Source organism: Amycolatopsis australiensis (assembly GCF_900119165.1).
Taxonomy (GTDB): Bacteria; Actinomycetota; Actinomycetes; order Mycobacteriales; family Pseudonocardiaceae; genus Amycolatopsis; species Amycolatopsis australiensis.
Window position 1 is genome coordinate 1,996,488 of record NZ_FPJG01000006.1, and the last position, 21,259, is coordinate 2,017,746.

General features: G+C 67.0%; 21 protein-coding genes. 11 read left to right on the forward strand and 10 right to left on the reverse strand.

Annotated elements, in window-relative coordinates; all coding sequences use genetic code 11:
• The first annotated feature begins 71 nt into the window (after window positions 1–71).
• Entirely contained in the window at window positions 72–1,631 is a 1,560-nt protein-coding gene (locus BT341_RS10905) for a recombinase family protein (RefSeq protein WP_072476168.1), read from the forward strand.
• A gap of 52 nt (window positions 1,632–1,683) precedes the next feature.
• Here the strand turns inward: BT341_RS10905 and BT341_RS10910 are convergent, their stop codons facing one another.
• The 6 genes from BT341_RS10910 to BT341_RS10935 are packed head-to-tail and all read right to left on the reverse strand — an operon-like array spanning window position 1,684 to window position 5,712.
• Window positions 1,684–1,884: a hypothetical protein gene (locus BT341_RS10910; RefSeq protein ID WP_072476169.1), complete on the reverse strand. Its 201-nt coding sequence runs from the start codon at window positions 1,882–1,884 to the stop codon at window positions 1,684–1,686.
• A complete protein-coding gene (locus BT341_RS10915; protein WP_072476170.1) occupies window positions 1,881–4,061 on the reverse strand; it encodes an FtsK/SpoIIIE domain-containing protein in 2,181 nt (726 codons plus the stop codon). The genes BT341_RS10910 and BT341_RS10915 overlap by 4 nt, the downstream gene beginning before the upstream one ends.
• Entirely contained in the window at window positions 4,051–4,857 is an 807-nt protein-coding gene (locus BT341_RS10920) for a hypothetical protein (RefSeq protein ID WP_143168520.1), read from the reverse strand. Before BT341_RS10920 ends, BT341_RS10915 begins: the two co-directional genes overlap by 11 nt.
• Window positions 4,854–5,192, reverse strand: coding sequence for a hypothetical protein (locus BT341_RS10925; RefSeq protein WP_072476171.1), 339 nt, complete (start codon window positions 5,190–5,192; stop codon window positions 4,854–4,856). Before BT341_RS10925 ends, BT341_RS10920 begins: the two co-directional genes overlap by 4 nt.
• Window positions 5,189–5,521: a WhiB family transcriptional regulator gene (locus tag BT341_RS10930; RefSeq protein ID WP_072476172.1), complete on the reverse strand. Its 333-nt coding sequence runs from the start codon at window positions 5,519–5,521 to the stop codon at window positions 5,189–5,191. The genes BT341_RS10925 and BT341_RS10930 overlap by 4 nt, the downstream gene beginning before the upstream one ends.
• Window positions 5,518–5,712, reverse strand: coding sequence for a helix-turn-helix domain-containing protein (locus BT341_RS10935; protein ID WP_072476173.1), 195 nt, complete (start codon window positions 5,710–5,712; stop codon window positions 5,518–5,520). The genes BT341_RS10930 and BT341_RS10935 overlap by 4 nt, the downstream gene beginning before the upstream one ends.
• A gap of 167 nt (window positions 5,713–5,879) precedes the next feature.
• On the opposite strand from BT341_RS10935, the gene BT341_RS10940 reads away from it, so the two are divergent.
• Window positions 5,880–6,266, forward strand: coding sequence for a helix-turn-helix domain-containing protein (locus BT341_RS10940; RefSeq protein WP_072481895.1), 387 nt, complete (start codon window positions 5,880–5,882; stop codon window positions 6,264–6,266).
• Between the two features lie 351 nt (window positions 6,267–6,617).
• Window positions 6,618–7,568: an NsdA family TPR-like regulatory protein gene (locus tag BT341_RS10945; RefSeq protein ID WP_245804934.1), complete on the forward strand. Its 951-nt coding sequence runs from the start codon at window positions 6,618–6,620 to the stop codon at window positions 7,566–7,568.
• Here BT341_RS10945 and BT341_RS10950 read toward each other — a convergent pair.
• On the reverse strand, window positions 7,554–8,102 hold the full coding sequence (locus BT341_RS10950; RefSeq protein WP_072476175.1) for an NUDIX hydrolase: 549 nt from the start codon (window positions 8,100–8,102) through the stop codon (window positions 7,554–7,556). The two genes, BT341_RS10945 and BT341_RS10950, sit on opposite strands and share 15 nt — an antisense overlap.
• Before the next feature lie 276 nt (window positions 8,103–8,378).
• Here BT341_RS10950 and BT341_RS44175 point away from each other — a divergent pair, with 276 nt between their 5' ends.
• Complete coding sequence (locus BT341_RS44175; RefSeq protein ID WP_143168521.1) at window positions 8,379–12,347, forward strand: NACHT domain-containing protein; 3,969 nt, start codon at window positions 8,379–8,381, stop codon at window positions 12,345–12,347.
• A gap of 8 nt (window positions 12,348–12,355) precedes the next feature.
• Here BT341_RS44175 and BT341_RS10955 read toward each other — a convergent pair whose 3' ends face one another.
• Window positions 12,356–13,522, reverse strand: a complete 1,167-nt coding sequence (locus BT341_RS10955; protein ID WP_072476176.1) for an NsdA family TPR-like regulatory protein — start codon at window positions 13,520–13,522, stop codon at window positions 12,356–12,358.
• Between the two features lie 656 nt (window positions 13,523–14,178).
• Here BT341_RS10955 and BT341_RS10960 point away from each other — a divergent pair.
• Window positions 14,179–14,439: a hypothetical protein gene (locus tag BT341_RS10960; RefSeq protein ID WP_072476177.1), complete on the forward strand. Its 261-nt coding sequence runs from the start codon at window positions 14,179–14,181 to the stop codon at window positions 14,437–14,439.
• 378 nt (window positions 14,440–14,817) lie between these two features.
• Here the strand turns inward: BT341_RS10960 and BT341_RS10965 are convergent, their stop codons facing one another.
• Window positions 14,818–15,576, reverse strand: a complete 759-nt coding sequence (locus BT341_RS10965) for a CDP-alcohol phosphatidyltransferase family protein (protein ID WP_072476178.1) — start codon at window positions 15,574–15,576, stop codon at window positions 14,818–14,820.
• A gap of 66 nt (window positions 15,577–15,642) precedes the next feature.
• Between BT341_RS10965 and BT341_RS10970 the strand changes: the two genes are divergently transcribed.
• The 6 genes from BT341_RS10970 to ribA are packed head-to-tail and all read left to right on the forward strand — an operon-like array spanning window position 15,643 to window position 20,549.
• Window positions 15,643–16,605 carry a zinc-dependent alcohol dehydrogenase gene (locus BT341_RS10970; protein ID WP_072476179.1) on the forward strand — a complete coding sequence of 321 codons (963 nt, stop codon included), beginning with the start codon at window positions 15,643–15,645 and terminating at the stop codon, window positions 16,603–16,605.
• Between the two features lie 30 nt (window positions 16,606–16,635).
• A complete protein-coding gene (locus tag BT341_RS10975; RefSeq protein WP_072481896.1) occupies window positions 16,636–17,034 on the forward strand; it encodes a 6-pyruvoyl trahydropterin synthase family protein in 399 nt (132 codons plus the stop codon).
• Entirely contained in the window at window positions 17,031–18,098 is a 1,068-nt protein-coding gene (locus BT341_RS10980; RefSeq protein WP_072476180.1) for a glycosyltransferase family 4 protein, read from the forward strand. Before BT341_RS10975 ends, BT341_RS10980 begins: the two co-directional genes overlap by 4 nt.
• Window positions 18,095–18,925, forward strand: coding sequence for a class I SAM-dependent methyltransferase (locus tag BT341_RS10985; RefSeq protein ID WP_072476181.1), 831 nt, complete (start codon window positions 18,095–18,097; stop codon window positions 18,923–18,925). Before BT341_RS10980 ends, BT341_RS10985 begins: the two co-directional genes overlap by 4 nt.
• Window positions 18,922–19,911: a lysylphosphatidylglycerol synthase transmembrane domain-containing protein gene (locus BT341_RS10990; RefSeq protein WP_072476182.1), complete on the forward strand. Its 990-nt coding sequence runs from the start codon at window positions 18,922–18,924 to the stop codon at window positions 19,909–19,911. The genes BT341_RS10985 and BT341_RS10990 overlap by 4 nt, the downstream gene beginning before the upstream one ends.
• The gene (gene ribA / locus BT341_RS10995; protein WP_072476183.1) at window positions 19,908–20,549 is read left to right on the forward strand and encodes a GTP cyclohydrolase II; all 642 of its coding nucleotides are present in this window, start codon (window positions 19,908–19,910) and stop codon (window positions 20,547–20,549) included. The genes BT341_RS10990 and ribA overlap by 4 nt, the downstream gene beginning before the upstream one ends.
• Here the strand turns inward: ribA and BT341_RS11000 are convergent.
• Window positions 20,535–21,236 carry a creatininase family protein gene (locus BT341_RS11000; protein WP_072476184.1) on the reverse strand — a complete coding sequence of 234 codons (702 nt, stop codon included), beginning with the start codon at window positions 21,234–21,236 and terminating at the stop codon, window positions 20,535–20,537. The genes ribA and BT341_RS11000 overlap by 15 nt on opposite strands.
• Window positions 21,237–21,259 lie beyond the last annotated feature (23 nt).

Consider the following 21,259-nt stretch of genomic DNA (forward strand, 5'->3'; position numbering starts at 1 on the left):
GGTCGCCGGTCAAGTCAAGCGCCCCAATGCGGCCTTGGCGACCCATGTTTTGTTGACCTACTGTCGGAGTCATGGCGGACGACGACAAGGTTACTGCTGGTCAGGGCAGGCGGCCGTTGGTGCTGGACTCCTACGGCCGCCTGTCGAAGGTCCCGGAGACGGGTGAGCTGGAGAAGGTTGAAGATCAGCACGCCGACAACCGGAAGGTGATCGAGCGGGTCGGCGGTGTGCTCGGGCTGGAGCTGTCGGACGGGCTGTCGGCATGGACGCGCGGCGTCCGTCGCAAGGACTGGGAGCGGCTGCTTGCGCGGGTCGAGTCCGGCGAGTCGGACGGGTGCGTGGTGTGGCACACCGACAGGTTGTTCCGGCAGCCGCGCGACCTCGAAACGCTGATCGATCTCGCCGAGCATGGCTACAAGGTGTACTCGGCGCACGGTGAGCGTGACTTGGCCAATCCGGATGACCGGTTCATCCTGCGGATCGAGGTGGCGCATGCCGCGCGGTCGAGTGATGACACCTCACGGCGGCTGAAGCGGCGGTTCGAGACCTTTCGGGCGCAGGGCCGGTCGACCGGTGGCCCGCGTCGGTTCGGGTTTCCGGGCAAGGACCAGACCTGGACCCCCGGCGACGGCGAGACGGACGCGGACCGTCCCGAGGTCTCGGCGGAGCTGGTCGAGCGGGAACGGCAGGCGCTGCGGGACGGGGCGAAGCTGTTGCTGTCCGAGGACGGCTCGATGGGCAAGGTGGTGGCCCAGTGGAACGCGGCTGGCATCCGCACGGCGGCAGGCCGCGAGTGGGTGCACGCGTCGGCGTCGGCGACCTTCCAACGCGCTTCACTCGGCGGTTACGTCGTCCATGACGGGGCAATCGTCGGTCGGTTGGAGGGTGAGCCGATCTTGGACCAGCGCACCTATGACCGCATTCAGGCGCTGTTCGCCGGGCGCAAGCGCGGACGGGTCGCGGGTCTGGGACACATCGGGACCGGCATTCTGCGGTGCGGGGTGTGCGGCCGAAAGCTGACCGCGCGCACGGACAAGTCCAAAACGTACAAGCAGGACGGGGCGCCACGGGCGGTGTACTTCTGCGCGAAGCAGCGGCGCGGGTGCGGGAAAGTCTTCATCGATCAGCGTGCAGTGGACGCGGAGTTGCTGACCTTTACCGTCGAACGGCTGTCCGATGAGCGCCACGCCGCGCAGGTCACCGCGCTGCGATCCCAGGTCGCCGAACGGTTGAAGGAGCTGGACGCAGAGATCAAGGAGATCAAGGCGCTGCAGGCGGGGCTGTCGGACCGGGTGGGGCACCGGAAGATGTCGTTGGACGAGTTCGACATCGCGAACGAGCCGCTTGCGACTGACCTGGCGCGGCTGAGTGCTGAGCAGAAGACGTTGGAAGCTGAGGTGCCACAGGGCCCTACTGAGGCAGCGTCGGAAGCCAGCCTCGTTGCTGACTGGGAGGACGGTGATCTCGCCGAGAAACGCGCGATGTTGACCCGGGCGATCGGATCGGACAGGCTGTGCGCGCTGCCTGGCGTTCGCACCGGTAAGCGCGTGTTCGATCGGACGCGGCTCAAGCCGTTCACCTCGAAGCAGTTCGCAAAGCTTGTCGCCGACTGGAACGCAACGCAGGCGTAGAAGCACATAAGGCAGTGGGCAACCCGAGATGCTCGGGTTGCCCACTGCCGTTTCACTGCCCGTCGCTGGTTCGTCGGCGGTCATCGATGCGGCGGAGGATGGCGGCGACGTCTGCAATTTCCTCGCTGGTCATGGGCTTCATAGCCGCCACGATGGGGCGCCAGTACGCGCGGGACTCCTCGCTAATCTGTGATGTCGTGCGCTGTGCGGGCACCTCCGGTTCGTCGTTGTCGTGCGGGTGGCCATCCGTCATCCAGCGCCATCCCGCGAGGTGCCCGCATCGTCGTAGTCACCAGATGACACGCGCGCAATGGCGGCCCGGATCTCGGCGACCAGGTAGCCGCGAACGCGCTTCACCGTGCCGTCCGCGTCCTGCACGCGATCGCGAGTTGGGCGGCAGCCGTGGTCGCCCATTTGCCGCCCGAACGCGGTCGCCTCGACGTCGAGCGCTTCGACCAGCTCGGCGGTCGGTACGAACTCCCGGTCGCCGTCGTCCAGGTCGTCGCCGAGGTAGGCGGCCACCGACGCGAGCGGTTCGGGCAGCTCCGCCGGCGTGGCCGCTTCAGGCGCCGGGGTGGTTCCGGCGCCGATGGCACGCGCTACGGCGGCGTGGTCGAGCGTGAGTCGGGTGTCCTGCCCGTTCGCGTGGCCGGTGAGCGTCCCAGCTTCCATCCGTAGTGCCCGGCCTTGCTGGCAGATGGTCTGCCAGTCCTCGTTCGGCATGTAGTAGGTCCGGACCGTGGTAGCGAGGACGTCGGCTCCGGCCGCCGTGGCGCCGTCCGGGCGGAGGATGCCCACGCCTTTGTGGGACGGCAGCAGCCGACTGGAGTCGTACCCGCGCGTGTTCATCTGCTCGCCGAGCACGATGTTGGAATCGCGCCAGTCCATCACCCGCAGCGCGAACCGCGAGCCGAGCACCGCTCGCAGCCCGGACGGGATCGTTTTCGAGTCCGGTCGCTGCGTGGCCAGCACGAGCACGATCCCGGCCGCCGGTCCCTTCTTCGCCAACCAGGTCAGCAACTCGCCGACGTACTCACCTGCGTTCACCTTCTTTCCGTGGACCACAACGGGCGTCCGGTCCTCCAAGGGCACCTGCACCTCATCGATGAAGATCGCCGTAATCGGCATGTTCAGCGAGGTGTCGCGGGACATCTCCGGCGTGACCTTCGACTCCGGGCAGGTCAGGTCGTCCAGGTCTCGCATCCGCCGGAACCGGCCCTGCACCTCGCCGACCAGCTCGACCAGCCAGTCCACGAGGGTCAGGACGTGGTCGGGTTCGTCGCCGGACATGAAGCGGTGCGCGACCTGGCCGGCGGCGTCCCAGTCCTTTCCGGCCTTGAAGTCCGCCACGTACAGCCGGACCCAGGCGTCCAGGATCAGGCCGGCGGCCGCGAGCCTCGCGGCGAACGTCTTCCCTTGCCGGGGGATCGCTCCGACGAGCAGGGATGTCCACACGAGCGGTAGGTCGACCCGCCGGTCCCGGGCGTCCCGGCCGAACGGCACCGGCCGCCACGCGTCCCACCGGGACACGCCGAGCAGCGGTGTCCGCACGGGCGGTTTGCTGTAGGGGTCCTCGTCGGCCACCCACATCGACACCCGACCTGCATGGCCACCGTTGCCTCGGACGCGTTCCACGATGAGCTGCACCTCGTCGACCGCCAGCGCCGACGCGAGCGCGTCGCGGTTCTTCACCACGTCGGCCGCCTTGCGGGTCGCCGGGAGGTCGACTGTGATCGCCCACCCGTCGCCGACCCGCGTGGCGCGCTCGACGAGCCGAAGCGCTTCGTCCTTGCCGATCAGCTTCGCGTCCCGGAACGCGTCCACCAGGACCTGCGGGTCCATCGTCCAGGTCAGAGTCCGTGGACCAGCCAAGGCCGGTTTCCGGCCCGGGTTCCCGTCTTTGCGACGCCCGAGGACCGCCAGCGCGACCGACGCGACGCCACCGGCGATCCAGAGTGGATCGGCGCCGTACACGAGATCCACCACCGCCACTGCCAGCGCGAGGATGGCGAGCACGGCGCCGGTGACCTTCCACCGAAACAGGGTGAGTTCGCGGATCTCGGTGAACTTGTCGGCGAGCTTGTCCGACTCCTCGGCAGCCGTGCGGTAGTCCCGCACCTTCACCCAGCCTCGCCACCACCGGCCGCCGACGACGACGCCGCGCACCACGGCGCCGAGGTACCGCCACGGCGACTTGAGCACCCAGACCACGCCATCCTTGGCAGCCTGCACGGCTTGCGGCTTGCTCTTGAGCCACGGCGGAACGCGGGACGAGTGCTGCCACCATCGCGCGAACCGGCGTCGGGCGGTCCGGTGGCGCGGCTGCGGCAACGTGTCATCGATCAACTCGCCGTCGAGCACTGGCCCGACATGCTCGACTTCCCGCGAGCCCGTCCGGGCCAGCGCACCCCCTTCCGGTTCAGTGTTCATCGCTGGACCCCTCGCTTACCTCGGCGACGAGAGCAGCCGCGAGCCGAGAGGACAGGCCGCGCGAGCAGCCGGTGACCTCTCGCACCCACGCCGGGGTCACGACGATGTCGGGTGACCGGGCTCGCCGAGCGTCGGCGAGGTAGTCGGCGAACCACCGCCGTCGCTTGGTTGGCTGCTCACGACGCGACGCGGCCGGTTCATGACCGCTCGCCGGGTTCGTGGCGATCGTGAACGCGACGTGCACGGCGTCGGTGAGCTTGTCGCGCAGGTCGGTGACCGCCTCGGCGGCCACGAACACGACCAGCGGCGGCACCGAGTGCAGCACCACCCCGGCCGGCGACCCGGCCGCCCACGATGACCAGGTGTTCATGACGTACGTGGCGGCCAGCGTGAGCCACTTCGCCGCCCGGACCCAACGACCGGTCTGGACCTGGTACCGCGCGGTCACCTGCTCCGCCCGCAGGATCGCGAGCAGGACCAGGCACACCGTCGGGTCGAGCAGCCATGCCGTCAGCCACGGCAGCGAGCCGAACGCGGCCCCGGACGCGGCGAACCACTGCACGTTGGCCGTGGTAAACGCCAGGCCGAGGATGATCCCGGCCCAGCACAGCCGGTCCACCTGCGTGCGGACGCGTTCGACCTGCAAGGCCACCACGTCCGGGTGGGTCTGCCAGCGGCGGATGTCGGCCGCTTCGGCAGCCTCCTCGGCGAGCCGCTGCGCGCGGCTCGGCGCAGCGGGGGCGGGCAGCCGCCGGACGGTGGCCGCCCCTCCCTGCTTCCGATCGGTCGCGGTCATCGGCGACCACCACCCCGGCGACGCGTGCTGGTGGTGTCCAGCGACGTGACCGTCAGGGCACGCGTCAGGACGTGCGCAGCGATCAGGTCCGGCAGACCCAGCACCACGAGCAGCAGCGTCGGGTTACCCGGGTGCGTGATCACCAGCCACTGAACGCCCATGAACGCGGCACCCGTGAACAGCACCCGCCCGGCGAGCGACACCACCCGGGCGCCCGCCCGGGCCGCGTCGGCCGCCCGGCGCGCCTTCCGCGCACCGAACCGCCACACCACGAACAGCGCGAGCAGGACACCGGCTCCGGCGAGGATCTGTGTCGGCGTGAGGGTGAGCGTCATCGCGGCTCACCTCCACGGCGTCGCAGCCACGCCGGGTGGAGCGCGCGTCGGTCGGTCTCCGGCAGTGCGCCCCAGACGCCGAGCGTGGCCGGCCCGGCGGTGCGCAGGTCGAGTTCCAGGCACTCGTCGACGACCGGGCATCCGGCGCACAGCCGGGCGGCCAGCTCCCTATCCGGCGGGTCGTCCCCGGTCAGTTCGGGCATGTCGGCTCGGTCGAACGCCCAGAAGCACAGGCCGTCCCTGGTTACCAGGTTCGTGAGCACGTCGTCCGGCACGTCGGCGTACCGGTCGAGCTGAGCGGCCATCTCCTCGTAGTTGTGTACGGTCATCGCACACCCCCGTCGAGCACGCGTCGCAGCTCGGCGGCCGGGATGACGAGTCGGGAGCGGCGCCGCTCGGCGCGGAGCGAACCGACCCGGATAGCGCGATGGATCTCGTTGCGGTCGACGCCGAGAATCCACGCGGCGTCGGCCAGTGAGTAGAACGCCGGACCACCGGCGTCAGGAATGTTCTTCTGCATTGGAGTAAGCCCTTAGAGTCGTACAGCTGATTTGAGCTAGAAAAGAAAGCTGATTTAGTCGCATGAAGGTGTGAGAATGGTCCGAATGCGCGACGCGATGTCGATCTCGGCGCCGCGGAATCCGTTAAGCGCTAATGTCGGCGCCGAGGCGGACCACGGAGGAATGGGTGTCGGAAGACTGGGCGGCGGTCGCGAAGACCATCAACGAGCGCGTGAACGAGCTCGGATGGAAGCAACGCGAACTCGCGGAGCGCTCGCAGGTCTCCCAGGCGATCGTCCGCGAAATCCAGAACCACACCGTGGAGCGCAAGCGCAGCGACCGCACCCTTGAAGCCCTGGCCGTGGCCCTCGGGCTGCACCCGCAACACCTGCTCGCCGTGCTGCACGGCCGCATCCCGCCGGCTCTCGGCCAGCCCCGCGAAGACATGGAAGACGCCGTGTCGGCACGGCTGGCAGTCATCGAGCAGCGGCTGTCGCAGATCACTGAGCAGCTCGCCGACCTGACGACAGATATCGCCGAGTTGGTACGCCGTGACAGGAATCCCGGCGCCTAGCTTGAATCCGTTTTCCCGGTCGGCCACCGTGGCCGCTCGGGAGCATTTCGTGTCGTGTGTCATGCCACTAAGAAACGGCATCTCAGCGCTGCCCGGGAGCTGGCAGCGGATGACACAGCCCGTGTTAACCTCTGTTATTTCCGCAGGTAGAGGCTGTTATCAGGGTGTCGGCGTATGACGTCGACAAGCCTCTTGCAAGCGGCACGGAACGCGCTCGGGTGGAGTCAGGAAAAGCTCGCGCGGGCAATCAATGCCCGCGCTCCGGCACACGGACTCTCGGAACGTCCGATCGCGAGCCGGAAGACCGAGATATCCCGTTGGGAGAACGGCCACATCACGCCGGAACCCGCGATGCGCGCCGTTCTACGCGAGATCTACGGCCGCACCGACGACGAACTCGGGTTCCCGCCCGACCAACCCGCCATCGGCGACGAGCTGGCCGAACGGCTTGTCATCGCCCGGCGCGTCGATGCCGAGACCATCGCGCTGTTCCGCCGAGAGGTCGACGGCGTCCGCCACGCCGACCGCCGGTTCGGCTCCGCCGCGCGGCTGGAACGGCTGCGCGGCCAGATCACCGAGGTCGAGGACCGACTTCGGCACACGCTGCTGAGGCGCGACCGGGCGCCGCTGGCCGGGGTGCTCGTCGAAGCATCCACACTCGCCGGGTGGAACTCCCTGGACATCGGCTCACTCAGCCAGGCATGGACGCACTACGAACGCGCGAAGTCCGCCGCGCTCGAGTCTGGGTCGGCGGCACTGCTCGCCCACGCCACCGCCGAACAGGCGTTCGTGCTGGTCGACGCGGGCAACGTCGACGACGCGCTAGCCCTGTTCGCGGAAGCGCGGTCGATCGGCGAGCATGCGCCTCGTCTGCTGCGCGCGTGGCTCGCAGCCGCCGAGGGAGAAGGCCACGCCGTCGCCGGCCACCGCGACGAGGCACTACGTGCGTTCGACGAAGCGGACACCCTGCGCCCTTCCGAGGTCGTCCACTCCGAGCTGCCGTTCCTCTTCCTCGGCGGCACCCACCTAGACCGATGGCGCGGCAACGCGCTCGTGCACCTCGGCGCACCGGAAGCGATCGACCATCTCGAAACGCTGGTCGACGGCGCACAGTCGTCGTTCGTTCGCGCGAGTGCAGCCGTGTACGTCGACCTCGCCCTTGCCCACAGCGTGGCCGGGGACCGCGAAGCCGCCCGAACCTACGCGCAGCAGGCCCGGCGGATCATCTCCCAGGTCGGGTCCGTGCGGCTACGTCGCCGCCTCGAACGGCTCGTGTTGCCCGGCGACTCACGCTCGGCGTGAGTTCAGGTAGTAGAGCAGCGCCACCAGCGTGCCGGACCCGAGCAGCTCCTGCCGCTGAGCAAGCTCGTTCACGCGGGACAGCGGCACCCACTCCACCCGGCCCACCTCTTCGGTGTCAGTCGGCTCGCCGACGTGCTCGGCCTCGCGCCACAGGTAGACATCGACCGGCGCCGTGACCTGGCCCGGCAGCGGCTCGAAGCTGACCAGGTGCTCCGGTTCGCCGACCGGCTGCCAACCGCTCTCTTCGGCTGCCTCCCGGGCTGCTGTGCCTGCCGAGTCGTCGCCGTCGTCGACCATGCCGCCAAGCAGCTCATACCCCCACTGCTCGGTGGCGAAGCGGTAGCGCCAGAGCATGAGCGCTTCGTCCAGATCGTTCACAATCAGCGCGATAGCAATCCGCGCGAGGTGAACCACGTGGTAGTCCCACCGCTCGCCGTTCGGCGCCTCGACGTCAGCCAACCCGACCTTGACCCACCGGTTGTCGTAGACCAGCCGCTCACCGAACGTCTTCCACGACCCATGCTCATCAGCCACGCTGGGCAGCCTACGGCCTGACCGGTGCGATCTGTACACGATCGCGAACGACCAACGAACCTCAGGTCACGAGGCGCTGTGCTATCCCTCGGCTTGCACTGTCGGCCTCAGGCATCCCTCGATAGCGCTTGTGAGCCCGTCATCGAGCGGACAACTTGAGCACATGGGCCTGCATGGTGATCGGTGTAACAGCGAGCATCGGATCGCCGATACTTACCTCAACCATATGAGGCGACCGGACTCTCCATATAGTTATGGTATCTGACAGGAGTAAATGTGACTGACTACCGCTTGGACGGACTGTCAACGCGAACGTTCGAGCATCTTATTCAGTCATTGGCCCTGGACGCGATAGCAAACACGGTGACACCTTTCGGGGATGGTCCAGATGGCGGCCGAGAAGCTACGTTTAGTGGTGTCACACACTACGGCGCGAGTCCAGAATATTGGGATGGGTACGGGATAATCCAAGCCAAGTTTCTTCAGCGTCCGAAAAGCAGCGGTTCCGATGGAGACTGGATCGCAAGAGAGCTACAAAAAGAGCTGCGGAAATATCACGCGCATAAGGCGCGAAGAGATCTCGACTACTACATCATTGCCACCAACGTGACACTGAGTGCCGTCGAGAACTCTGGCGGCAAGGATAAAGTAATCAAGATCCTCGAAGACTTCACAAAGAGGAACGAACTCAAAGGGTTTGATATATGGGACTACGACAAGATTCGAATACTGCTCGACAATAATGAGTCGGTGCGACGCGCATACGCCGCCTGGATAACGACGGGCGACGTTCTTATGCAGATCAGCAATTGGCTAAGTGGCCATCGCCCCGACTATCACAAGTTGATCGTCAATTATCTACAGAAAGAATTACTCTCTGATCAGTACGCAAAACTTGAGCAGGCTGGGCACACGGCGGAGGAGGCCATCCCACTCGCTCAGGTTTTTGTGGATCTTCCCGTTACGGAAAACGTCTATCTCGCCGCAGAAAGATATTTCGGCTCCTTGCCCGAGGAGACGCGCAACTTTGTTGAGTTCGTAGCGACAGAATCCAAGCGACTCTTAGCTTCGCGTACGTCAGAGGACGATATTGACGCAGGCCGCAGTAGGCAAGCGCCAGGACGGTTCGTTTTGATCGGCGGCCCTGGCCAGGGCAAGACTACCCTAGGTCAGTATGTGTGCCAAATGTTCCGTTGTTCATTGCTGAAAGACGTATCGAAGACCCTGCTCGACCTAGAGACGCGCCAAGTCATGCAAGCTTTCGATTCTCGTGCCACTAGTGGAAAACTGCCCATTCCTGGCGCGCGACGGCTGCCTCTTCGAGTCGTTCTGAGCGATTTTGCCGCCGCGCTTGCGGAAAAACGTACCACGAGTCTCTTGACTTACCTAACTGAGGCATTCTGCAAGAGGACAAACTCAGACTTAAGCGCGCGCGAATTCGAAGCAATTATCGTTGAGTACCCTATAATCCTTGTCCTAGATGGACTTGACGAGGTTCCGGCATCCAGCAACAGGGATCAAGTCCTGACTGCCGTGCAAGATTTCAATATTGACATCGCTTCGAGCCAAATGGACGTCTTGATTGTCGCAACAAGTCGGCCTCAAGGGTACAATGAGGACTTCTCGCCTGGAGTATACCGACATTTATGGCTTACGCCTTTGCCTATAGAGAAAGCTCTCGAGTATGGCGAGAACCTCGCCAAGGTGCGCTTTTCTGACGATTCTTTTCGCATTGAGAAGATCGTAGGCCGCTTGCGTTTAGCGTCACGCGCCTCAGCCACAGCCCGGATTATGCGGTCGCCCCTGCAGGTAACCATTCTGACCCTCTTAGTAGATAGACGCGGCCAGCTTCCACAGGAACGATGGGCTCTGTTTGACGAATACTACACGCTGATCTACCAGCGTGAGACCGAGCGCGACATCCCAGCAGCGGCGATCTTGCGCGAGCGCAAAGACGATATTGACGCAGTGCACCGCATTGTTGGGCTTCTGCTGCAGGTCGAAAGTGAGACCTCCGGTAGTACGGACGCCAAACTTACGACGGATCAGTTCAGTAAGCTTGTCGAAACTTACCTGGCGTCAGAGGGAAATACCGGCGATGCTCTAGCTAGCCTGCGCGATGCGATTATCGAAGGAGCGGCAAATCGCCTGGTGTTCTTGGTCGGACTTGAGGCGGGTCAAGTAGGGTTTGAGATTCGTTCTTTGCAGGAGTTTATGGCAGCCGAAGGGCTTCTTGACGCAGAGGATTGGCTTGTTCAGGGACGCCTCCGTTCCGTCGCTGGTAATGCGAACTGGAGAAATGTAACGGTATTCGCCGCAGGGAAAATATTCGCCGAGAGGCGGTACCTAAGGGACACCATCGAGTCCATCTGCCTTGATCTTAATGATGACGACTCGGATCTGGGTTCTATGGTTACATATGCGGGGTCTGAACTTGCATTAGATCTGTTAGAGGATGGTCCAGTTGCACGTCAACCTGCGAAAAGTCGCTCGCTGACACGCGTGGCCTTGCGTTTGCTCCAGATCGCGGGTGCTCAGTTTGCTCGACGACTAGCCGGCGTCTACCAAGATTCCACGCGAGATATCTATGTCGAAGAATTGATCGGATCATTTAGTAGTGGCGACCCAGAGGCGAGAAAGAACTCGTGGCTCTGCCTTGATGCTCTTATGCATGCCGGCTTCGTTGAGCTCCAAGATCTCGCAAGCCGCGCATTGATCGACTACGCGCCAGATCCTGAAACAATCTCAACTATCTTATCCGAGGCGAAACTGCCAATTTCCGGCTGGCATGCCACATTTGCAGAGAGCATACTTCCCGGAGCTAATGCGTGTGAAGTTAGACGATTGAACGCTATGACACGTCTGGCTATACACGAGGGACGTGCACGCCTGAAGGGTCCAGACTGGCTGGGCGCCGCCGTAGATTCCGTTTCGGTGCAGCCATTGGGACGAGTCAAACCAGTCCGTATTTTCAATGTAGACTACAAGCGCCCCTTCGGCGACGCGAGCATTGTTCGATTATCCTCAAATGAATGGTCGAATATTTCTGGCGGAATTGAAGGAATGCCATCGGTGAAGCATCCATCGTGGGACCTTGTGCAAAGTGTTGCAAGGTTCGAGACTTCGCCGTCTAAGGAAAGATTGGCCGAAGCCATTCACACCATGGTCGACCGGCAAGAGTTGTATGACAACTACTTCACCCTTCCCCCCGCCAGCAGTTGGCCGATGCAGGAGTGTCTCCTAATGGTACTCATGGAGGGCCGCGGGGAGCGCCTTGCCAAAGCAGTCGAGGACGGACTACTAGGGGACAAGAAAGATTGGATCAGCTGGCAGAATGACTGGTCAAAGCAGGGTGTACCCCTTGCGGAACTGGCGACTGATGCCCTGGACGTCGTAAACCTTAAAAAGAGCGGGCGCTGGTTTCCGGTTCGCGCCAGTAGCTTGCACTTTAGGCTGTTGGATAGGTCTGCATTAGAGGAGCTCGTCTCTCTAGAATCTCCCGTGTTGAACAGGGCCCTGATTTTCGATATTGCGAATGAAGTTCATGGCGTTCGACGTCGGCGTTTTCAGGCGTCATTCATTGAAAAGTTTATTTCTAACCTACTTATCGATACCGTACGCTCTGGCACTTGGACAATAGTAGACACGTTCGCGTCCGCCAACATTTGGGAGCCGCCGATAAACGAAGAGTGGGTTGGCGCGCTTGCTGCAGGAATTCGAGCAGGAGGCTGGGACCACGGCTTCCGTCGGGAAGGTAAGCTCGCCGACTGGATATGGCGAGCTTTCTGCCGCTTCCCGGAAGTGCACGAACTTATTTGCGGATTGGTTTCCTTCGAAAGCCCACCGGGATTTACTCAAGGCGACTTCGATAAACTAAGTCGAATGGATCTGAGCCTTAATCCGGAGGCGAGGATTTGCAGGGCAATAATTGGACTGCGCTCTGGTGCATCACTTGATGCTGTTTGGAGCGACGTGGTTGCCGCATTCGATGACTCCCAGTGTAGCGTTAATGCGATTTTCGAGGCTGTTAGGTCAGATTCATTTACTAATCCCGATCAGATGGAAAAGCTGTTAAAGCTCTACAATCTTGCCTTCAAGTCACCTGAGCGAAAGTCGATAGCTGTGGCGACTATTCGTGCCGCTTTGCGTGGACGACAGAGTGTGTTAATAGACAGGGAAAAGTGGTTGGAGTTAGGTTTTGACGCCACTGTGCGAGATGTGATCACACTTAGCGACGTAAAGTAGGGTTGCGCCTACGTCAGGTCAGATTGGAGTCGGTCGACCCGTCGTTTCTGGCGTGCCGAACCAATTTGGACTGCGAGCGCCCGTGCTCGGTTGGCGTGTGCTTGTCCCTCTTCGCGTTCGCCCATCCTGAGAAACGCGGTGGCGAGGTCAACGCGCAACGCCGTCTCGGCGCGGGTGAACGTCGGGTCAAGCCGGCTCAGGGCTGCCGGAAGGACCTTAACGGCCTCGGATTCTCCGATCCGGGCTAGAGCGTGACCGCGCCACCGCGCGAGGTGGATCGGGTCGAGGGCGACGTACGGTCCGTCTGCCAGGGTCGTGTCGTGCGGCAGCAACCCGGCCGCGCGATCAAAAGCGCGCAGACACCCTGAACGCTGGCCGTCCGCCGCGAGTGCTTCCCCGTGTGCGGCAGCAAGCCAAGACCGCAGGAGGCTGCCGCTGACGCGCTGGGCTCGGCGCTCGGTTGTGTCGAGCAGCTCCACGGCCGACGTCGTCTCACCGACCTCGATCAACACAAAGGCCTGTTCGGCGGCGCAATGGACTTCGAAAGCAGCTTCACCGGATTCCACTGCTGCCGCTTTCGCTCGTTCATAGAACTGCCACGAGTTGGCGACCGATCCCATGTCGAGCGCCTGCCACCCGGCGAGCGTGCCGAATTCGGCGAGCAAGGCGGCAAGCTGGCTCCGGACACTTGGGGTCAAGCTGTGCGACCGCAGGCGGTTCAGCTGGCTGATCTTGGTCGCAACCTCGTCATGAGCAGTGGCTGCGCCCAGCTGACGATCAAGTCTGCGGACTACTGTGAGCTGGGAGTGAAGCAGCGCCAGCACTTCGGCATTGACTCGGCGTGCTGCGCTGAGCCGCTGCCGTAGCTCATGGTCGCCCGACTCGACTGGTCCAGCAGTGTCCGGTCGAACGAGCAGCTCATCGATCGTGAGGCCCAGCATTCGTTCAAGCAGGCGCGCCGTCGCCGGACGCGGGTTGCCGACTGGCGTACCGTCGGGTCGACGCCCAGCGGCGAGGCGCTTCAAGTGCCGTTCGCTGAGGGTTCCCGGCTCGCCGAAGCTGCGCGCGAACTCTTCGGCGGCACAAGCGAACTCCGCCAACGTCTGACGTCGCTCGCGGATCTTCTGCTCAAGGACGGTGCGGGGTGCAGGCCCGCCAGCGTCATCGGTAGCCATCGTCCGTCCCTCCTCACATTCCGGTGCGCGGTATGTCCCCGCTATGTCCCCCGCCTGTCCTGTCGCTGATATGAGCTCTTGAAGCAAGATGATTTCAGATCATACAACCTGTTGCGCCAGGTCAGCCGCAGGAGGCGGCGCCCACCTCGGAAGCGTGGATTCGACCTGGCCGGCGGGACTTGCGGAGAAGGGTTTCAGGTGAGCTACGAACGGCCGGAAAGGTTCGCGGGCCTGTATGTGAGCTGGCACCGGAGCGACCGTGACGGTATAGATCATGCAGTCACCGACGAGGAGTTCGCTCTAGGCAGGCGCGACAACACCCACGGGCGGTACGAGGCACTCTGCGGGCATGTCGTGCTGACCGGCTCGATGCTCCTTCCGCCCGGTCACCTTTGTCCAGGGTGTTACGCGTTTCTGCTTGCCCGCTCAACACTTCCGACCGTAGAGCAACGCATCCGGCGAACACGGCATAGGAAACCATCCGCCTGGCGTCGCCTGCTTCTCGGCTTCCAGCTCCCCGCCCTTTCACCATCTGTCCCGCGTCCGGAGCCGCGACCGGCACCCGAGCGAAACGGCGGGACCTCAACCCCGGCGGGGGCGGGTAGCGACCCGATCGCATCCGTTCCTGCCGGTACCCACGCGCTGCGGTCCGCGCGGTGACGGTCCGACTGGTGTTCGGGCGCCCGTTGCCGGGTGTCGTGGGTGAGACGCGACGGGTGGTGCACGTGTTCGAGGTGCCGACCGGCGACAGCGTGCCGGAGCGGCTGACTGCGTTCTGTGGGACCTCGTTCGGTCACGGCGAGCTTGAGCACCTCGACCGGATACAGGGGATGCCGTGCGTGTCGTGCTTGCGCCGGACACCGACGCCCGATCCGGAGTTGATGACTGGTTGTCAGGAGCCGGAGGAGCAGCCCTAAGCCCTCCGAGTGGCGCGTCTCGAAAGTAGCCTCAGACGGGGGGTTTGGGACCGGTGGGACGAGGTTCAGCCGAACCCGTCCCACCCGTCCCGACCTGCGTGTCCGCAGCTAAAGGCGCATTTCCACGCGTCCCACGGCTGGGACGGGTCGAGCCAACCTGGCCCGAACCGTGGACGGGTTCGCGCCCATTCGCGGAGGTCACAAGTACGTAAACAAATCATTGTTCGCCTTCGGTGCGTGCGACGCACCCAAGGGGGCCTTCGGTGCTCCTCCCATGCCCCCACCACCGCCCTCAACGGAGGCGCTTCGCGCCGCGGTGCTGATTCAGCGCAACCAAGGCCGCCTTGGGGCGCTTGCTCGGGCATGCCCGAGAGAGGGTCAGGCCGCCTGGTTGTGGTCTCGCCAGGCGAGCCCGTGCGGGCGGCGCAACGTCGTCCGCGTCAGCTCCACGATCCGGCCCGGTGCCTGCTTGACGCGGTGGCGGGCCAGCCACGCCGTGTCCCGGCCGAAGGACCACACCAGCGACGCCAGTGCCACGGCCACCGCGGCGGCCGCCCAGCCCGGCGCGAGCAGTCCCGAAACCGCCACCACCAGCACCACCCCCTGCACCGCGGCCACCGTCTTGCGGGCCATGCTCGGGTACAGCGGCGCGGTCAGCCACGGGAAAGCCCACGAAGCCGCGACGAACGCGTAGCGCATCAGGCCGATCGCCAGGACCCACAGCCCCAGCGTGCGGGACACCTCGATGCACAGCAGCAGGATCAGGAACGCGTCGACCTCCATGTCGAAGCGCGCGCCGAAGTCCGACGCCGTTCCGGTCCGGCGGGCCACCTGGCCGTCGAAGCCGTCCATCGCCAGCGCCACCGCCGCCACCGCCGTCAGCCACCAGACCGGGCGGCCACCGTCGGCGATCAGCTCCGCCGCGCCGCCCACCAGGACCGCCCGGGCGAACGTGATCCAGTCCGCCGGGCCGAACGCCGGGCGGGCGCTGCGCCGCAGGCCCCAGCCCGTCAGCAGCACCAGCGCCAGTCCGTACGCGGCCCCGGTCGCCCAGGCGACCGGGGCGACGAACCCGGCCCCCGCGGCGAGCACCCACGCCGGAAGCACCGCACGCAGGAGAAGGTCCTGTTTGATCATCGTCGACTCCGCGAAAAGCTCATAGGGTGGCGACACAGCCTCCGGTCGCCCGCTGAGGAGAAACACGTGGAACAGGCGTTCTGGGTTCACCGTCCCGGCGAAGGCGCGATCCGCCCGGCGCCGCTGCCCGAGCCGGGGCCGGACGACGTCCTCGTCCGCACGCTCTGCTCCGGCGTCAGCCGCGGCACCGAGACGCTGGTGTTCCGCGGCGGCGTCCCGGCCAGCCAGCACGACGTCATGCGCGCGCCCTTCCAGGAGGGCGAGTTCCCCGGTCCGGTGAAATATGGCTACCTCAACGTCGGCGTCGTCGAGCAGGGCCCGGACGCGCTCACCGGCAAGACCGTCTTCTGCCTCTACCCGCACCAGACCGCCTACGTCGTCCCCGCGAGCGCCGTGACACCGGTGCCGGACACCGTCCCGCCGGGCCGCGCGATCCTCGCCGGCACGGTCGAGACCGCGGTCAACGCCGTCTGGGACGCGAAGCCGCGGCTAGGCGACCGGATCGCGGTGATCGGCGCGGGGATGGTCGGCTGCAGCGTCGCGAAACTGCTCCAGGGCTTCCCGGCCACGCGGGTGCAGCTGATCGACGTCGACCCGGCGCGTGCGGAGATCGCCGAAGCCCTCGGAGTCGACTTCTCGACTCCCGGCGAGGCGCGAGCCGACTGTGACCTCGTCGTGCACGCGAGCGCGTCCGAAGCCGGGCTGGCCCGCGCGCTGGAGCTGCTCGCGCCGGAGGGCGAAGTCGTCGAAATGTCCTGGTACGGCGATCGGCGGGTGAGCGTGCCGCTCGGGGAGAACTTCCATTCGCGGCGGCTGACGATCCGCAGCAGCCAGGTCGGTACCGTCGCCCGCCCCGACCGCAGCTTCGCCCAGCGGCTCGGCCTCGCCCTGGACCTGCTCGCCGATCCGGCGTTCGAAGCGCTGGTCAGCGCGGAATGCATGTTTGAAGATCTTCCGTCCGTGTTACCCCGGTTGGCCGCGAATGAACTATCCGCCCTCTGCCTCCGTGTCATGTATCAGCCGCAGTGACCACGTCCACCCGAACACTCGGAGGTCTTGGTGTTCAGCATCACCGTCCGTGACCACGTGATGGTCGCCCACAGCTTCCGCGGGGAAGTCTTCGGCCCCGCGCAACGCCTGCACGGCGCGACCTTCGTGGTGGATGCGACCTTCCGCCGCGCCGAGCTCGACGAGGACAACATCGTCGTCGACATCGGCAAGGCCACGGAGGAGCTGAAGGCGGTGCTGGGCGAGCTGAACTACCGCAACCTCGACGACGAGCCGGCGTTCAAGGGGATCAACACCTCCACCGAGTTCCTCGCGAAGGTCGTCGCCGACCGGCTCGTCGACGCCGTCCACGCCGGACGCCTCGGCGAAGGCGCGCGCGGCCTGGACAGCATCGCCGTCTCGCTGCACGAGTCCCATGTCGCATGGGCGAGTTACGAGCGTGCCCTGTGAACCCCCTGTACGTCGTGCTCCCGGGGGACGTCGACGACGCGTCGGTACCGAGCGGCGGCAACACCTACGACCGGCGGCTGTGCGACACGCTCGCCGCGGCCGGGGCCGACGTCCGCGAACTCGCCGTCTCCGGGAGCTGGCCGCGGCCGGACACCGAGGCCCGCGCGGTCCTGGGCCGCGTGCTGGCCGCGCTGCCCGCCGGGGCCGCGGTGCTGCTGGACGGCCTGGTCGCGTGCGGCGTGCCCGAGGTGCTCGTCCCGCAGGCACGGCGGCTGTCGCTGTCGGTGCTGGTGCACCTGCCGCTGGCCGACGAGACCGGCCTGCCGCCCGCCCTCGCCGCCGAGCTGGACGCGCTCGAGCGCGAGACGCTGCGGGCCGTGAGCTCGGTCGTCGCGACCAGCGAGTGGGCCGCGCGTCGGCTGATCAGCCACCACGGGCTCGCGCCGCACCGCGTGCACGCCGTGCCGCCCGGAGTCGACCCGGCGCCACCGGCGGTCGGCACCGACGGCATGTCCCGGCTGGTCTGCGTGGCCAACGTGACCCCGCGCAAGGGGCAGGGCGTGCTCGCCCAGGCCCTCGAAACCGTCGCCGACCTGCGCTGGACCTGCGAATGCGTCGGCGGGATCAAGCGCGAGACGAAGTACGTCGAGCGGCTGCGCGAACACCGGCTGGGTGCCCGGTTCACGCTCACCGGGCCCCGCACCGGCGAAGCGCTCGCCGCGACCTACCACACCGCGGACCTGCTCGTATTGCCTTCGCGCGCCGAGACCTACGGCATGGTCGTCACCGAGGCGCTCGCGCGCGGCGTGCCAGTGCTGACCACCGATGTCGACGCGCTGCCCGACACGGTCGGCGTCGCGCCGGACGGCTCGGTCCCGGGCCTGCTCGTGCCCGGCGACGACGTCGAAGCGCTCGGTGCCGCGCTCCGCCGCTGGCTGACCGAGCCCGCCCTGCGGGCGCGGCTGCGTGCCTCGGCCCGGTTGCGCCGCGAGACGCTGACCGGCTGGGACGACACGGCCCGCCGCATCGCCGAAGTGCTGCAGCGGCAAGAGGCGGCGGCATGACGGCGTTCGCCCCGGAGTGGCTCGAGCTGCGGGAACCCGCCGACGCGGCGGCGCGCGCCACCGAGCTGCTCGGCCCGCTGCGCGACCACCTGGGCGACGGCGGCGAGCTGGTCGTCCGCGACCTCGGCTGCGGCACCGGCTCGCTCGGCCGCTGGCTGGCGGCCCGGCTGCCCGGCGCGCAGCGCTGGATCCTGCACGACCACGACCGCGAGCTGCTCACCCGCGCGGCGGCGAGCCTGCCGCGGACCGCGCTCGACGGCAGCCCGGTCGACGTCGTGGCCGAGCCGGGCGACGTCACCGCCCTGCGCGCCGCCGACCTCGCCGGGACGTCGCTGGTCACCGCGTCGGCGCTGCTCGACCTGCTGACCGGGCCCGAGGTCACGGCACTCGCCGCGGCGATCACCGGGGCCGGGTGCGCCGCGCTGTTCACGCTGTCGGTGACCGGCCGGGTGGAGCTGGCGCCGGCCGACCCGCTCGACGACGACGTCACCGCCGCCTTCAACGCCCACCAGCGCCGGCTCACCGGTGGCCGCCGGCTGCTCGGCCCGGCCGCGGTGGACGTCACGGCGGCCGCGTTCGCCCGGCTCGGCGCGACCGTGCTCCGCGCGCCCAGCGCGTGGCGGCTCGGGCCGGACCAGGCCGCCCTGCAGCGGGAGTGGCTCGAAGGCTGGGTCGGCGCGGCTGTCGAGCAGCGTCCCGATCTGCGTCCGGCGGCCGGCGGCTACCTCCGGCGGCGGCTGGAGACGGCCGCGGCGGGCGAGCTGCACGCGGTGGTCCACCACGGCGACCTGCTGGTCCTGCCGCCGAGCCCGGAGGCCGCCGCGTGAAGCGCGTCCTCGCCTGGCTGCGGATCGTCGGCGCGCTGGCGATCCTCGGTGTCCTCGTCCGGCAGCTCGGCAGCGCCGCCTTCCTCGACGGCCTGGCCCGGATCAGCACGCCCGGCGTACTCGCCGCCCTGGCCATCGGCCTCGCGACGACGGTGTTCAGCGCGGGCCGCTGGCAGATCGTCGCCACCCGGCTCGGCCTGCGGCTTTCGCTGCGCACCGCGGTCGCCGACTACTACCGCGCGCTGTTCCTCAACGGCGTGCTGCCCGCCGGTGTCCTCGGCGACGTCCACCGCGCGGTGCAGCACGGCCGCGACTCGGGTGACGTGCCGCGGGGCGTGCGTGCTGTCGTCCTCGAGCGCACCGCCGGCCAGATCGTGCTGATCGCCTCCGCGGTCACCGTCGTGCTGGTCTCGCCGGACGTCGTGCCCGGCGCGTTCCGCGGGGTCGTGACGGTCGCCGGGGTGGTCGTCGTGCTGGCGGCCACCGCCGCGCCGGTCGTCGGGCGGCTGTTCGGCGGCCGCTGGAGCCACAGCCGGTCGAAGTGGCGGCGCGGCTTCGCCGTCACCCTCGCCGACCTGCGGCTCGGCCTGTTCAGCCGGGAGAGCTGGCCCGGTGTCGGCTTCCTTTCGGTGGCGACGCTGGCCGGGCACCTGGCGCTGTTCGTCGTCGCCGCCCGCGTCGCGGGGGTGGCCGCCCCGGTCTGGCAGCTGGTGCCGCTGATGGTGCTCGCGCTGCTCGCGATGGGCCTGCCGCTCAACGTCGGCGGCTTCGGCCCGCGCGAGGGTGTCTGCGCGCTGCTCTTCGGCGCGGCCGGGCTGGGTGCCGCCCAGGGTGTCACTGTCGCCGTCGTCTACGGCGTGCTCACGCTGGTCGCGAGCCTGCCCGGCGCCGGTGTCCTGCTCTTCCGAAGTGCCGCCGGGGTGGTGGCCGCTCCGCGCATGGCGGCCGGCACCGGGATCGAACCGGAGATGGGGATGAGGTCATGACGGCAAGCGAAGTCATGGACGACCTGCCGCACCGCGCGGTGGTCGAGCGCGTGGTCGAGACCCGGCTGCCGACGCGGCACGGGATCTTCCGCGCGTTCGGCTACCTCGACCGGGGCGGCACCGAACAGGTCGCGCTCGTGTACGGCGACATCGCGGAACTGGGCACCTTGACCCGGGTGCACAGCGAGTGCCTGACCGGCGACGTCTTCGGCTCGACGCACTGCGAGTGCGGCGACCAGCTGGCCGTGGCGCTGGACCGGATCGTCGAGGAGGGCTCGGGCGTGCTCGTCTACGTCCAGGGCCACGAGGGCCGCGGCATCGGGCTGCTGGCGAAGCTCGAAGCGATGCGGCTGCAGCAGGACGAGGGTCTCGACACGGTCGACGCGAACGTGGCGCTCGGCCTGCCGGTCGACGCGCGCGACTACCACGCGGCGGCCGGCATCCTCCACGACCTCGGCCTCCGCTCGGTGCGGCTGCTGTCGAACAACCCGCGCAAGGTCGAGCAGCTCACCCGCTACGGAATCCGGATCAGCGAACGGGTGCCGCTGCTGGTTCCGCCGAACCCGGAGAGCCTGCGCTACCTGCGGGCGAAGGCGGAGCGGATGAACCACCTGCTCCCGCACCTATCCGGCGCCTAGCACCGCCAGGACCTCCGCGAAGCGCTGGACCAGCGTGTCCAGCAGGACGTGGCCTTTCGCCGCGCTCGCCAGCGACGGACGGCCGACCACCCCGGACTCCGTGTACGCCCGCAGGCCCAGCGTCAGCAGGTGGTCCCGGCCCGTGACGTGGTCGGCGTCCTCGTGGCCGGGCCGGACGAGGTGCGGGTGGGCGTGCAGCAGGATCGAAGTCTCCAGCTCGCCGGCGTGCATGTCGTCGTCCAGTGACGTGCGCAGGCCGGCCGCGGTGTGCGCCGCCTGCCAGTCCGCGACGCCGGGGAACAGCGCCATCGCGCCCGCGGCTTCCTGGACCACATTGGACAGTACGTAGTTGCCGCCGTGCCCGTTGACCAGGACGAGCCGGTTGACGCCGGAGGCACGCAGCGACGCGGCGATGTCGGTGACGACGGCGTGCAGGGTGCGGGCCGAGATGCTCACCGTGCCGTCCCAGGCCGCGTGCTCGTGCGAGCACGAGATCGTGACCGGCGGCAGGTGCAGCACCGGGTAGGTCTCGGCGATCGCGGCGGCGAGCGTCGCCGCGATGATCGCGTCGGTCGCCAGCGGCAGGTGCGGGCCGTGTTGCTCGAAGCTGCCGACCGGCAGCACCGCGACCGCCGCGCCCCGCTCCCGCACCTCGGCCGTGGTCGCGAGCGGGAAGAGGTCGGTCATGAGCGCGTCCCTTCACTAGGTTG

What these genes read in the sequence shown, in the direction of transcription:
- BT341_RS10905 (WP_072476168.1), top strand. Translation starts at nt 72, where the DNA reads ATGGCGGACGACGACAAGGTTACTGCTGGTCAGGGCAGGCGGCCGTTG.
- BT341_RS10945 (WP_245804934.1), top strand. Translation starts at nt 6,618, where the DNA reads ATGCGCGCCGTTCTACGCGAGATCTACGGCCGCACCGACGACGAACTC.
- BT341_RS10930 (WP_072476172.1), bottom strand. Translation starts at nt 5,521, where the DNA reads ATGACCGTACACAACTACGAGGAGATGGCCGCTCAGCTCGACCGGTAC.
- BT341_RS10935 (WP_072476173.1), bottom strand. Translation starts at nt 5,712, where the DNA reads ATGCAGAAGAACATTCCTGACGCCGGTGGTCCGGCGTTCTACTCACTG.
- BT341_RS10910 (WP_072476169.1), bottom strand. Translation starts at nt 1,884, where the DNA reads ATGACGGATGGCCACCCGCACGACAACGACGAACCGGAGGTGCCCGCA.
- BT341_RS10955 (WP_072476176.1), bottom strand. Translation starts at nt 13,522, where the DNA reads ATGGCTACCGATGACGCTGGCGGGCCTGCACCCCGCACCGTCCTTGAG.
- BT341_RS10925 (WP_072476171.1), bottom strand. Translation starts at nt 5,192, where the DNA reads ATGACGCTCACCCTCACGCCGACACAGATCCTCGCCGGAGCCGGTGTC.
- ribA (WP_072476183.1), top strand. Translation starts at nt 19,908, where the DNA reads ATGACGGCAAGCGAAGTCATGGACGACCTGCCGCACCGCGCGGTGGTC.
- BT341_RS10915 (WP_072476170.1), bottom strand. Translation starts at nt 4,061, where the DNA reads ATGAACACTGAACCGGAAGGGGGTGCGCTGGCCCGGACGGGCTCGCGG.
- BT341_RS11000 (WP_072476184.1), bottom strand. Translation starts at nt 21,236, where the DNA reads ATGACCGACCTCTTCCCGCTCGCGACCACGGCCGAGGTGCGGGAGCGG.
- BT341_RS10920 (WP_143168520.1), bottom strand. Translation starts at nt 4,857, where the DNA reads ATGACCGCGACCGATCGGAAGCAGGGAGGGGCGGCCACCGTCCGGCGG.
- BT341_RS10965 (WP_072476178.1), bottom strand. Translation starts at nt 15,576, where the DNA reads ATGATCAAACAGGACCTTCTCCTGCGTGCGGTGCTTCCGGCGTGGGTG.
- BT341_RS10985 (WP_072476181.1), top strand. Translation starts at nt 18,095, where the DNA reads ATGACGGCGTTCGCCCCGGAGTGGCTCGAGCTGCGGGAACCCGCCGAC.